Source organism: Streptomyces sp. NBC_00370 (assembly GCF_036084755.1).
Classification (GTDB): Bacteria; Actinomycetota; Actinomycetes; order Streptomycetales; family Streptomycetaceae; genus Streptomyces.
The window spans coordinates 6,190,323-6,202,900 of the sequence record NZ_CP107968.1 but is presented as its reverse complement, the minus strand read 5'-3'; the positions used below and the strand labels follow the sequence as shown (position 1 = coordinate 6,202,900).

Here is a 12,578-nt window from a genome sequence, read left to right as displayed (position 1 = left end):
AGGCGTCGGCGCGGGTCTGCGCGCCGGGGCGGGTACGGGGCGTCCCACCAGGCCGTTCTCACTCCCCCGCCCCCTCCTCCCCCGTCCCCGCGAGCCCGGCCACCGCCTCGTGCATCGCCAGTTCCAGCAGCGCCGGATCGGTCAGCGTCCCCGAGCCGTCCGGCGGGATCAGCCAGCGCACCCCGCCGCCGGTGCGCCCCGGGTACGGCACGACGATCCACGTGCCTTCGCCCGCTCCCCGTACGCCCGTGCCGAGCCAGCGGGCCGCCGTGCCCGGGGGTACGAGGAAGCCCATGCGCGCCTCGCCGAAGTCCGCGAGAACCGGCCCTGGCCGGTCCACGAGCCTGGTCAGCACATCGAGCGTCGGATAGCCGAGTTCCCCCGGCAGGATCAGTACGTCCCAGCGTTTGCCGGCGGGCAGGAGCGCCACCCCGAGGGGGTTGCGCTCCCATTCCCACCGGCACGCTTCGGGATCCGGTGCCACAGCGGCGAGCCACTCCACCGCGCTTCTTGCCCCCGAGCCAGTCATCCGGCCGGCCTCCCGTCCCTGTTGTTGGACTTTCCGTCCATAGGGAGAGAGCGCCGTGGCGCCGGGGCATGACGCGGGTTGGGACCACCAATTGAAAATGATTCAGCTGCCGGGGCTCGACAGGGGACAGCGGTTCGACAGGGGGCTCGACAGCGGGCTCGACAGGCTCAGCTGTCGAAGCCGAGGCCGAACCTGTCCATCGTCCGCAGCCACAGATTGCGCCGGCCACCGCGCTCGTCGGCGCGCGCCAGTGACCACTTCGTCAGCCCGATGCCCGCCCAGGCGGCGGGCTCGGGCGGGAACGGCAGCGGCTTGCTGCGGACCATCTCCAGCGCCGTGCGCTCCGTGCGTTCCCCCGACAGCAGGTCGAGCATCACGTCGGCGCCGAACCGCGTCGCGCCGACGCCCAGCCCGGTGTAGCCGGCCGCGTAGCCGACCCGGCCGTCGTAGGCGGTGCCGAAGAAGGCGGAGAAGCGCGTGCAGGTGTCGATGGCGCCGCCCCAGGCGTGGCTGAACCGCACGCCCTCCAGCTGGGGGAAGCAGCGGAAGAAGTGCGAGGCGAGCTTGAGGTACGTCTCGGGCCGGTGGTCGTGCTCGGCACTGAGCCGGCCGCCGTACGGGTAGACGGCGTCGTAGCCGCCCCACAGGATCCGCCGGTCCGGGGTGATCCGGAAGTAGTGGAACTGGTTGGCGGTGTCGCCGAGGCCCTGCCGGTTCTGCCAGCCGATCGAGGCGAGCTGTTCGGGGGTGAGCTGCTCCGTCATCAGCGCGTAGTCGTAGACCGGCACGGTGTACGGGCGGACGCGCTTGACCAGCGAGGGGAAGACGTTCGTGCCGAGCGCGACCTGCCTGGCCAGCACCCGGCCGTACGGGGTGCGTACGGCCATGCCGGGCCCCGAGCGCGCCAGTTCGAGGCCGCGGGTGTTCTCGTAGATCCGTACCCCGAGGTCGAGGCAGGCCCGCTTGAGACCCCACACGAGCCGCGCCGGATGCAGCATGGCGACGCCGTCCCGGTCCAGCAGCCCGCCGACGAACGTCGGGGAGTCGACCTCGGCCCGCACGGCGTCCTGGTCGAGCAGTTCGAGACCGGTGAAGCCCAGCCGCTCGGCCTCGTCGCGCAGCTCGGCGAGTTCGTCGAGCTGGTACGGCTCGGTGGCGACGTCGATCTCGCCGGCCCGCTCGAAGTCGCAGTCGATGGAGTAGCGGGCGACCGCGGCCTCGATGGCGTCGAGGTTGCGGGCGCCCAGCTCCTCGAGGGTGTGCAGTTCGCCGGGCCAGCGGGCCAGCCCGTTGGAGAAGCCGTGGGTGAGCGAGGCGGCGCAGAAGCCGCCGTTGCGGCCCGAGGCGGCCCAGCCCGCCTCGCGGCCCTCGATCAGCACGATATCGCGCCCGGGATCGCGCTCCTTGGCGATGAGGGCGCTCCACAGCCCGCTGTAGCCGCCGCCGACGACGAGCAGGTCGCAGCGCTCGTCGCCGGTGAGGGCGGGCTCGGCGGCCGGCCTGGCCGGGTCGTCCAGCCAGTACGAGAGCGGCTGGACGTCGGCCAGGGCGGCCGCGTGCGCTGATGTGTCCGTACGCGCGGGGGTACGCGCGGTCGTTCGCATGGCACCTGGGGCCATGTCTTCCAACTCCTTCAGGGGTTGCTCAGGGATTGCTCAGGGTTTGCTCGTGGCAGGAACCGCACGCCGGGCTCTCACGCGGTGGCGGCGGTCTTCTTCCTGCGGTTGCTGATCAGCTGTCCGCCGACCACCAGCGCTACGGCAATGATGAACATCGCCGTGCCGATCACGTTGATCTGCACCGGCGTGCCGCGCTGCGCCGACCCCCAGACGAACATCGGGAACGTCACCGTCGAGCCGGCGTTGAAGTTCGTGATGATGAAGTCGTCGAACGAGAGCGCGAACGCGAGCAGCGCGCCGGCGACGATGCCGGGCGCCGCGATCGGCAGGGTGACCCGGACGAAGGTCTGCACGGGCCCCGCGTAGAGGTCGCGCGCCGCCTCCTCCAGCCGGGGGTCCATGGACAGCACGCGCGCCTTGACGGCCGTCACGACGAAGCTGAGGCAGAACATGATGTGGGCGATGAGGATGGTGACGTAGCCGAGCTGCGCGCCGAGGTTGAGGAAGAGCGTGAGCAGCGAGGCGGCCATGACGACCTCGGGCATCGCCATCGGCAGGAAGATCAGCGAGTTGACCGGGCCGCGGCCGTGGAACCGGTAGCGGACCAGCGCGAACGCGATCATCGTGCCGAGGACGGTCGCGGCGAGGGTCGCCCAGACGGCGATCTGGAGGGAGAGCCCGAGGGAGTCGCAGAGCCCGGCGGCGCCGCAGGGGGACTTCCAGGCGTCCAGGGAGAAGTGCTGCCAGGCGTAGTTGAACCGCCCCGCGGGTTTGTTGAACGAGAAGACCATCACGACGACGTTCGGCACGATCATGTAGGCGAGCGTCAGCACGCCTGCGATGACGACCAGATTGCGCCTGATCCAGCGGGTCGCTGCCATCAGAGAAGCTCCTCCGTCCCCGCACGGCGGATGTAGAAGGTGACCATCCCCAGGACCACGGCCATGAGGATGAACGACAGGGCCGCTGCCGCCGGATAGTCGAGGACCCGCAGGAACTGCGACTGGATGACGCTGCCGATCATCTTGGTGTCGGCCGAGCCGAGCAGTTCCGCGTTGACGTAGTCGCCGCTCGACGGGATGAAGGTGAGCAGGGTGCCGGAGACGACGCCCGGCAGGGAGAGCGGGAAGGTGACCTTGCGGAAGACGGTGAAGGGCCTGGCGTACAGGTCGCCCGCCGCTTCGTGGAGCCGGCCGTCGATGCGCTCCAGCGAGGTGTAGAGCGGCAGGACCATGAACGGCAGGAAGTTGTAGGTGAGTCCGCAGACCACCGCCATGGGCGTGGCCAGGACCCGGTCGCCGGTGGTCCAGCCGAGCCAGCTCGTGACGTCGATGATGTGCAGGTTGTTCAGCACGGAGACGACCGGACCGCCGTCGGCGAGGATCGTCTTCCAGGCCAGGGTGCGGATCAGGAAGCTGGTGAAGAACGGCGCGATGACGAGGACCAGCAGCAGATTGCGCCAGCGGCCCGCCCGGAAGGCGATCAGATAGGCGAGCGGGTAGCCGATCAGCAGACACAGCACGGTCGCCGTCGCGGCGTACAGCAGGGAGCGCAGGAACTGCGGGTAGTACTGCTGGAGCACGTCCCAGTACGTCTGGAAGTGCCAGGTGACCTGGAAGCCCTTCTCCAGCGAGCCGGTCTGTACCGAGGTCGAGGCCTGGTAGACCAGCGGCGCCACGAAGAAGATCAGCAGCCACAGGATGCCGGGCAGCAGCAGCCAGTACGGAACGAGCCGCTTGCGCCGGGAGGCCTTGCGTACGGGTGGCTCCGCGTCGGAGAGCGGGGGTGTCGGCGCGGCGGGCGGCGCCGCCGTGGCCGTCACGCCGCCTCCTCGTCGACGGTCTTGACGCCCGCGTCGCGCACTGTCCCGGCAAGCACGGACTGGTCGGCGTCCAGGCCGAAGGTGTGTTCCGGGTTCCAGTGCAGGACGACCTCGGCGCCGGGTACGAGCCGGCCGTCGCGCTCGATGTTCTGCGCGTACACCTCGAACTCGGAGCAGACGGGGCTGTCGATCACGTACTGCGTCGAGACGCCGATGAAGCTGGAGTCGACGATCCGCCCGGTGATCCGGTTGCGGCCTTCGGGTACGGCGCCGGCGTCGTCGGCGTGGGCCAGGGTGATCTTCTCGGGGCGTACCCCGACGAGCATCCTGTCGCCCGCCGCGCCTGCCGCCGAGCTGCGTCCCGCGGGGAGCAGCAGTGTGACGCCGCCCGTCGTGACGACGAGATCCGTGCCGTTCTTCGCCGTCACCTCGGCCTCGATGAGGTTGGAGGTGCCGAGGAAGTTGGCGACGAAGGTGGTCCTGGGGTTCTCGTACAGGTCGGCGGGGGTGCCGAGCTGTTCGACGCGGCCCGCGTTCATCACGGCGACCGTGTCGGCCATCGTCATGGCCTCCTCCTGGTCGTGCGTGACATGGACGAAGGTGATGCCGACCTCGGTCTGGATGCGCTTGAGTTCGAGCTGCATCTGCCGGCGCAGCTTCAGGTCGAGGGCGCCGAGCGGTTCGTCGAGCAGCAGCACCTGCGGGCGGTTGATCAGCGCACGGGCGACGGCGACGCGCTGCTGCTGGCCGCCGGAGAGCTGGTGCGGCTTGCGCTTGGCGAAGTCACCGAGCTGGACGAGGTCGAGCATGTCGGCGACCTGTTGCTTGACGGACTTGATGCCGCGGCGGCGCAGCCCGAAGGCGACGTTCTCGTAGATGTCGAGGTGCGGGAAGAGCGCGTAGCTCTGGAAGACGGTGTTGACGGGCCTGCGGTAGGACGGCAGGTCGGTGACGTCCTTGTCACCGAGGAAGACGGCGCCCGTGGTGGGCTCCTCAAGTCCGGCGATCATGCGCAGGGTGGTGGTCTTGCCGCAGCCCGAGGCGCCGAGGAGCGCGAAGAAGGACCCTTCGGGCACGGTCAGGTCGAGGGGTCGGACGGCATGGAAGGAGCCATAGGTCTTGCTGATCCCGGCGAGGCGGACGTCACCGCCGCCGCGGCTGGTGGATGCGTTCTCTGTCATGGATAACGGTCCCGGGGCTAGAGAAATGGACGGGCGCTCGTACGGCAGTGGCCGGGTCAGGCTCCGATGAGGTTGGAGAACTTCTGCTCCAGCGACGTCTCTTCCTTGTTGCTCAGCGAGCGGAAGGCGTGCGACGTGGTCTGCATCTTCGCGTCCGGGATGATCAGCGGGTTGGCGGCCATCGCCTTGTCGATCTTCGCCAGTTCGGGGCCCACGCCTTCGCAGGGACAGACGTAGTTGATGTAGGCGGCGAGCTGGGCGGCCACCGTCGGCTCGTAGTAGTAGTCCATGAGCTTCTCGGCGTTGGTCTTGTGACGTGCTTTGACCGGGACCATCATGTTGTCGCTGGAGATCATGTAACCGGAGTCGGGTATCGCGTACTTGATGGCCGGGTTGTCGGCCTGGAGCTGGACGATGTCCCCCGCCCAGGCGACGCAGGCGGCGATGTCGCCCTTGTCGAGGTCGGCGGTGTAGTCGTTGCCGGTGAAGCGGCGGACCTGCTGGCTGTCGACGCCCTTCTGCAGCCGGGCTGTCGCGGCGTCGTACTGGTCGGTGGTGAACTTCGCCGGGTCGACGCCCATGTCGAGCATGGTCATGCCCATGGTGTCCCGCATCTCGGTGAGGAAGGAGACCTTCCCCTTGAGCTTCGGGTCCTCCAGCAGCTGGGAGACGGAGGTGACGGTGCGGCCCCCGGTCGCCTTGGTGTTGTAGGCGATGACCGTGGGGATGCCGGCCCACGGGTAGGAGTGGGCCCGCCCGGGGTCCCAGTCGGGGGTCCTGAACTGCTGGGTGAGGTTGGCGTAGGCGTGGCCCAGGTTCGACGCGTCGAGGGTCTGCGCCCAGCCGAGTCCGATGATGCGGCCGACGAGCCAGTCGGTGAGGACGATGATGTCGCGGCCGATGTCCTGGCCGGCGGCGAGCTGCGGCTGGATCTTGCCGAAGAACTCGTTGTTGTCGTTGATGTCCGTGTTGTACGTGACCTTGATCCCGGTGCGCTTCGTGAACGCCTCAAGGGTCGGGTAGTGCTTGTTGTCGTCCGTGACGTCCATGTACTCGGTCCAGTTGGAGAAGGTGATCTTCTTCTCCTTGGCCGAGAAGTCGGTCGACGCCGGACCGCCGTCCTCCTTCTTGGCCGCCGGGATCCCACAGCCGCTCAGCGCGGCGAGACCGCCGATGCCGAGCGCGCCTGCCCCGCCGGCACGCAGCACCGAGCGGCGGGTGAGGGCACCCCTGCCGGTCGTCAGATGGCGCTGGATGGCCTTCAGCTGTACAGCGGACAGCGGGTCGGACTCGTACTGCTCCATGCGCTGTGCCCTTTCGGGTGAGAGTTAAGGACGGTCCCCGAAGATCGTGCGGTGCCAGTCCTTCCTGGGTACCGCGGTGTTGTCGTACATCACATGTTTGACCTGTGTGTACTCCTCGAACGAGTACGCGGACATGTCTTTTCCGTAACCACTGGCCTTGTATCCGCCGTGCGGCAGGTCGCTGATGATCGGGATGTGGTCGTTCACCCAGACACAGCCGGCCTTGATCTCCCTGGTGGCCCGGCCCGTGCGGTAGACGTCGCGGCTCCAGACGGAGGCGGCGAGACCGTACGGGGTGTCGTTGGCGAGCCGGATGCCCTCGTCGTCGGCGTCGAAGGGCAGCACGACCAGCACGGGACCGAAGATCTCGCTCTGGACGATCTCGCTGTCCTGGGCGGCTCCGGCGATCAGGGTGGGGAGGTAGTAGGCGCCGTTCTTCAGCTCGCCCCGCGGGGCGGCGCCGCCGGTGACGATCCGCGCGTGACCGCGGGCCCGCTCGACGAAGCCGGCGACCCGGTCCCGGTGGGTGTGCGAGATCAGCGGGCCGAGGTCGGTCGCCGGGTCGAAGGGGTCGCCGAGGCGGACCGTCCCCATCAGCTCGGCGACACCGGCCACGAACGCGTCGTACAGCGGGCGCTGTACGTAGGCGCGGGTGGCGGCTGTGCAGTCCTGGCCGGAGTTGATCAGCGATCCGGCCACGGCTCCGTTGACGGCGGCTTCGAGGTCCGCGTCGTCGAAGACGAGGAAGGGCGCCTTGCCGCCGAGTTCCAGATGGAGGCGCTTGACGGTGCCGGTGGCGATCTCGGCGACGCGTTTGCCGACGGCCGTGGAGCCGGTGAAGGAGGTCATCACGACATCGGGGTGGCCGACCAGATGCTCGCCGGCGTCGCGGCCCGCGCCGCTGACGATGTTGACGACCCCGTCGGGCAGTCCGGCCCTGCGGGCGGCCTCGGCGAACATCAGCGAGGTGAGCGGGGTGATCTCGGCGGGCTTGAGGACGATGGTGTTGCCCGCGGCGACGGCAGGCAGGATCTTCCAGGCGGCCATCTGGAGCGGATAGTTCCAGGGCGCGATGGAGCCCACGACACCGATGGCCTCACGGCGTACGTACGAGGTGTGGTCGGCGCTGTACTCACCGGCGGACACCCCTTCGAGATGGCGCGCGGCGCCCGCGAAGAAGGCGGTGTTGTCGACGGTGCCCGGTACGTCGAACTCGGTGGAGAGCTTGATCGGCTTGCCGCACTGGAGCGACTCCGCGTACGCGAAGTCGCCGGCCTCTTCGGCGAGTACGGCGGCGAAGCGGTGCAGCGCGTCCGAGCGTTCGCCCGGGGTGGCGCCCGACCAGCCGGGGAAGGCGGCGGCGGCAGCGGCGACGGCGGCGTCCACGTCGGCGGTCGACGCCAGCTCGTAGGAGAGGACCGGCTCGCCGGTCGCCGGATTCACCACGTCCTGGGTACGCCCCGACGTGCCGGGTCGCAGCTGCCCGCCGATGAACTGCGCGCCGGCGGCGAAGCGTTCCTGCACCTGGAAGGGGTCGACCATTGCGCTCTCCGTTGTTCCGGCTCCGGTTGAGTGCCGATCCTGGCAGAGGACATTAGTCTCAACAAGGGATTCCGTTGTTTCCTTTTGATTACGCGACGGAATCGGTGGACCATGTGTCGCGCGGAGCCGCCGATCGGCGTACGGAGTGTCAGTGGTGACCGCCAGAATCGCGTGTATGGGGAGCACGTATCTGTATTTCTGGGGGCACACACCGCGCGCGGACGGCACGCTCGACCGGTCCTGCCTGAGTCAGTGGTGGCCGTCGCCCTTCACGGTCGGCGGCGTGCGGTACGCGACGGCGGAGCACTGGATGATGGCGGCCAAGGCGCGGCTGTTCCAGGACCCGGCGGCCGAGCGGCGCGCGGTCGAAGCGGCCAACCCGGCGCTGGCGAAGAAGGCGGGCCGGCTGGTGCGCGGGTTCGACGAGAGCGTCTGGGAGCGCGAGCGGTACTGGATCGTGCTGGAGGGCAGCGTCCACAAGTTCGGCCAGGACCCGGCGCTGCGCGCCTTCCTGCTGGCGACGGGCGAGCGGATACTCGTCGAGGCCAGCCCGATGGACCGGATCTGGGGCATCGGACTGGCCGCCGACGACGAGCGGGCGCTGGACCCGGAGCGCTGGCGCGGGCTGAACCTGCTGGGTTTCGCACTGACGGAGGCGCGGGACCGGCTCAGGAGCGGGAGTGGGGCTCCGGTCTGAAGCGGATCAGCCGGATCAGCGGGCCGGCCGGAGCGGGGCTCAGCGCGGGACGACGAGTGAGGTGTCGTACGTCGGATAGCGGTCCGTCGAGTCCCGCTCGTTCTCGTCCTGGTTGCTCGCCCAGATGACGAAGACGAGGAAGACCGTGGCGAACACCACACCGACGGCGCCGAGGATCATGCCGGCCAGCGCCACACCGCCGTTGCTCGCCACGCCCTTGCGGGCCCGGGCGCGGCCGAGGATGCCGAGGGTCAGCGCGAGGCCGCCGATGAGGATGTCGACGCCGACGAGGCAGAAACCCACCACGGAGATGATGCCGAGCACCAGCGCCGCCGTGCCCATGCCGTCCCTGTTGCCCTGCTGCGGACCGAGCTGTCCGTAGGCGGGGTAGCCGGGATAGCCGTAGCCGGCGACGCCCGGGTACGGCGGCGCGGGGGCCGGGGCGGGGCCGCTGGGGTAGACCGGGTAGCCGTAGTGCTGGGGCGGGGCGGAGGGGCCGGAGGGGGCCTGCGGCGGAGGGGGCACGGCCGCGGCTCCGGGGCCGCTGCCCGGCATCCCGATGACCGTCGGCAGATCATGGACAGAGCCACCGGATCCGCCGGGCCCGCCAGGTCCGCCGGATCCGCCCGGGGCCGGGGACTGGGGGCCGGGGTACGGCTGCCGCTGCTCCTTGTCCAGTGACGTCTTCTTCTCGGGCGGAGCCCACGGGTCTATCGGCTCGTAGCCGCCCTGCGGCTGCTCGCTCTGGTCTGACAATGGTCCTCCCCCATCGTGATTCCGCCATGCTACGGCCTGCGTTCAGGCCCGTAAGGGCCCGGCCTACGATGATCCGTCGGCGTACCGACCGGCACCCGACCCGGCACGACGGAGGACTCCCGATGACCGATCCGCACCCCTTTATCGCTGGGCTGCCCAAGGCCGAACTCCATGTGCACCACGTCGGTTCGGCGTCCCCGCGCATCGTGTCCGAGCTGGCCGGCCGGCACCCCGACTCCAAGGTGCCGACCGACCCCGAGGCACTGGCCGACTACTTCACCTTCACCGACTTCGCCCACTTCATCGAGGTCTATCTCTCGGTCGTCGACCTGATCCGCACCCCCGAGGACGTCCGGCTGCTGACCTACGAGGTCGCCAGGGACATGGCCCGGCAGAACGTCCGCTACGCGGAGCTGACCGTCACCCCGTTCAGCTCCACCAGGCGCGGCATCCCCGGGGAAGCCTTCATGGAGGCGATCGAGGACGCGCGCGTCGCGGCCGAGGCCGAGCTGGGTGTCGTGCTGCGCTGGTGCTTCGACATCCCCGGCGAGGCGGGCCTGGAGGCCGCCGAGGAGACGGCCAGGCTCGCGGTGGACCTGGGCCCCGAGGGTCTTGTCGCCTTCGGACTCGGCGGACCGGAGATCGGGGTGCCGCGGCCGCAGTTCAAGCCGTACTTCGACCGGGCCATCGCGGCCGGTCTGCACTCCGTGCCGCACGCCGGGGAGACGACGGGCCCCGGGACCATCTGGGACGCGCTCACCTCGCTGCGCGCCGAGCGCATCGGCCACGGCACCAGCGCCGTACAGGACCCGAAGCTGCTGGCGCATCTCGCCGAGCACCGCATTCCGCTGGAGGTCTGCCCCACGTCGAACATCGCCACCCGCGCGGTCGCGAACATCGACGAGCACCCGGTGATCGAGATGGTCGCCGCCGGGGTGCTGGTGACGATCGCCAGCGACGATCCGCCGATGTTCGGCACCGATCTGAACCAGGAGTTCGGGGTCGCCGCCCGGCTGCTCGGCCTGGACGAGCCGGGGATCGCCGCCCTCGCCAAGAACGGCGTGGCGGCGTCCTTCCTCGACGCCGCGGGCAAGAAGCAGCTCGCCGACGAGATCGACTCGTACACCGCCGCATGGCTCGCCCGGTGACCGGATGACCCGTCACACGGCGGCCTACCGACACAATGGCCTCATGCGAACCGTCGTTGCTGTAGGCCACCGAGGCGACCCGTACCGGGTACGCGAGAACACCCTCCCCTCCGTACGCTCCGCGCTCGCGCGCGGAGCGGCGGCGGTCGAGGTCGACGTGCGGCTCACCAAGGACGGCCTGCCCGTCCTGTTGCACGACGCGTCGTTGGACCGGCTGTGGGGCCAGGACCGGCTCCTCGCCGACGTGACCGCCGCCGAGCTGACCGCGCTGACCGGCGGCGGGGTGCCGACCCTGCGCGAGGCGCTGCTGGCCACGACCGCGTCCCGGCTCATGATCGATCTGCCGGGGGCGACCGAGGAAGCGGTCCGCACGGTCATCGGTGTCGTACGGGAGAGCGGCGCCGCCGACCGGGTCTTCTACACGGCGGGACCCACCACGATGCTGGCCGTGCGGAACACCGACGCGTCCGCCGAGATCGCGATGACGTGGAAGTCGGTGGCACCGCCCGTACCGGCCCTGCTCGCCGCCGTACGGCCGCGCTGGCTGAACTACCGCTTCGGCCTGATCAGCACGGAACTGGTCGAGCGCAACCACCGGGACGGCCTGCTGGTCTCCGCCTGGACGGTCGACACGGCGCGCTCCATGCGCCGGCTGGTCAAGTACGGCGTCGACTCGATCACCACGAACCGGGTCGACGTCCTGTCCGGCCTGCTGGCGGAGAAGCGGTGACGGCGCGGAACCCGCAGCCGGAAGGCGGTACGGCGGCCAGGGCTCAGAGGCCGACGATCGCGTCCCAGCGCTTGGCGTAGTCCTCCCGCTCGTCGGACGTGATGTCCCGGGCTATCGCCAGCCGTGAGCGCATCGCGTCGTCGGGGAAGATCAGCGGGTCCTCGGCGAGCGCGGCGCTGTCCTTGTCCTTCGAGGAAGCCAGTACGTCCCTGGCGGCAGGCACCGGGCAGACGTAGTTGACCCAGGAGGCGAGTTCGGCGGCGACCTCGGGTTCGTAGTAGTAGTCGATCAGCGCTTCCGCGTTGCTCTTGTGGCGGGCGAGATTGGGGATCAGCAGGCTCTCCGCCCAGAGTTCGGCGCCTTCTTCGGGCACCACGAACTCGATGTCGGCGCTGTCCGCCTGGAGCTGGATGACGTCGCCGGAGTACGCCTGACAGGCCACCACGTCGCCGGTCGCGAGGTCCTTGATGTAGTCGTTGCCGGTGAAGCGGCGGATCTGGCCGCGCCGCTTCTGCCGCTCGACCTGCTCGCACATCGTGTCGAAGTCGTCCGCCGTCCAGCGGGTGACGTCCGCGCCGTTGCCCTGCATGAGCAGGGCGAACGCCTCGTCGAGTCCGGACAGCAGAGTGATCCGGCCGTGCAGGTCGTCCGCCCACAGGTCGTTGGTCGAGCGGATCTCCCGGCCCAGCTTCTTGCGGTTGTACGCGATGCCGGTGATCCCGGACTGCCAGGGGACGCTGTGCAGCCGGCCCTCGTCGAAGGCGGGGCTGCGCAGCTGCGGGTCGAGTTCGGCGGCGACATGAGGCTGCTTCGACCGGTCCATCTCCTGTACCCAGCCGAGCCTGACGAACCTGGCGGCCATCCAGTCGCTGATGACGACGAGGTCCCTGCCGGTCTCCTGATGATTGATCAGGGAGGGGCTGATCTTGCCGAAGAACTCGTCGTTGTCGTTGATCTCCTCGGTGTACCGGACGTCGATGCCGGTGCGCCGGGTGAACGCGTCGAGGGTGGGGCGGCGTGCCGGGTTGTCGTCGTCGACGTCGATGTAGAGGGGCCAGTTGGCGAAGGTGAGTGTCCGGTCCGCCGCCGACCGGTCGGGCGCTCCGCGGTCGCCGGGCTGCACGTACGCGGCCGGCACACCGCAGCCGGTGAGCGCGGCCAGCGCGCCGAGCACGCCCGCCGTGCCGAGACCGTGCAGCAGCGTGCGCCGGGAGACCGGTCGGGAAAGGTCCGCAGTAGCCATGCCCCAT

The 12,578-nt window shown here is 69.7% G+C and carries 12 protein-coding genes; 3 read left to right on the top strand and 9 right to left on the bottom strand.

Going from position 1 to position 12,578, the window contains the following annotated elements:
* Window positions 1-58: 58 nt before the first annotated feature.
* From OHS57_RS27815 to OHS57_RS27785, 7 genes are all read right to left on the bottom strand, one after another.
* On the bottom strand, window positions 59-529 hold the full coding sequence (locus OHS57_RS27815; RefSeq protein WP_041983835.1) for a hypothetical protein: 471 nt from the start codon (window positions 527-529) through the stop codon (window positions 59-61).
* A gap of 167 nt (window positions 530-696) precedes the next feature.
* Entirely contained in the window at window positions 697-2,148 is a 1,452-nt protein-coding gene (locus OHS57_RS27810; RefSeq protein ID WP_328583667.1) for an NAD(P)/FAD-dependent oxidoreductase, read from the bottom strand.
* 74 nt (window positions 2,149-2,222) lie between these two features.
* On the bottom strand, window positions 2,223-3,029 hold the full coding sequence (locus OHS57_RS27805; protein ID WP_328583666.1) for an ABC transporter permease: 807 nt from the start codon (window positions 3,027-3,029) through the stop codon (window positions 2,223-2,225).
* Window positions 3,029-3,970: an ABC transporter permease gene (locus OHS57_RS27800; protein WP_041983840.1), complete on the bottom strand. Its 942-nt coding sequence runs from the start codon at window positions 3,968-3,970 to the stop codon at window positions 3,029-3,031. Before OHS57_RS27800 ends, OHS57_RS27805 begins: the two co-directional genes overlap by 1 nt.
* Window positions 3,967-5,151 (bottom strand): ABC transporter ATP-binding protein, encoded by a 1,185-nt coding sequence (locus tag OHS57_RS27795; protein WP_041983841.1) that lies wholly within the window; start codon window positions 5,149-5,151, stop codon window positions 3,967-3,969. Before OHS57_RS27795 ends, OHS57_RS27800 begins: the two co-directional genes overlap by 4 nt.
* A 56-nt stretch (window positions 5,152-5,207) precedes the next feature.
* Complete coding sequence (locus OHS57_RS27790; protein ID WP_041983844.1) at window positions 5,208-6,455, bottom strand: polyamine ABC transporter substrate-binding protein; 1,248 nt, start codon at window positions 6,453-6,455, stop codon at window positions 5,208-5,210.
* 24 nt (window positions 6,456-6,479) lie between these two features.
* Window positions 6,480-7,997: a gamma-aminobutyraldehyde dehydrogenase gene (locus tag OHS57_RS27785; protein WP_328583665.1), complete on the bottom strand. Its 1,518-nt coding sequence runs from the start codon at window positions 7,995-7,997 to the stop codon at window positions 6,480-6,482.
* A gap of 175 nt (window positions 7,998-8,172) precedes the next feature.
* Here OHS57_RS27785 and OHS57_RS27780 point away from each other — a divergent pair, with 175 nt between their 5' ends.
* Window positions 8,173-8,694 (top strand): NADAR family protein, encoded by a 522-nt coding sequence (locus OHS57_RS27780; protein WP_328583664.1) that lies wholly within the window; start codon window positions 8,173-8,175, stop codon window positions 8,692-8,694.
* A 39-nt stretch (window positions 8,695-8,733) separates the two neighbouring features.
* Here OHS57_RS27780 and OHS57_RS27775 read toward each other — a convergent pair whose 3' ends face one another.
* The gene (locus OHS57_RS27775) at window positions 8,734-9,450 is read right to left on the bottom strand and encodes a DUF4190 domain-containing protein (protein ID WP_328583663.1); all 717 of its coding nucleotides are present in this window, start codon (window positions 9,448-9,450) and stop codon (window positions 8,734-8,736) included.
* 68 nt (window positions 9,451-9,518) lie between these two features.
* Between OHS57_RS27775 and OHS57_RS27770 the strand changes: the two genes are divergently transcribed.
* On the top strand, window positions 9,519-10,598 hold the full coding sequence (locus tag OHS57_RS27770; protein WP_443042981.1) for an adenosine deaminase: 1,080 nt from the start codon (window positions 9,519-9,521) through the stop codon (window positions 10,596-10,598).
* A gap of 43 nt (window positions 10,599-10,641) precedes the next feature.
* Window positions 10,642-11,328, top strand: coding sequence for a glycerophosphodiester phosphodiesterase (locus OHS57_RS27765; protein WP_328583662.1), 687 nt, complete (start codon window positions 10,642-10,644; stop codon window positions 11,326-11,328).
* Between the two features lie 43 nt (window positions 11,329-11,371).
* Here OHS57_RS27765 and OHS57_RS27760 read toward each other — a convergent pair whose 3' ends face one another.
* Window positions 11,372-12,571 carry an ABC transporter substrate-binding protein gene (locus OHS57_RS27760; protein WP_328583661.1) on the bottom strand — a complete coding sequence of 400 codons (1,200 nt, stop codon included), beginning with the start codon at window positions 12,569-12,571 and terminating at the stop codon, window positions 11,372-11,374.
* Window positions 12,572-12,578 lie beyond the last annotated feature (7 nt).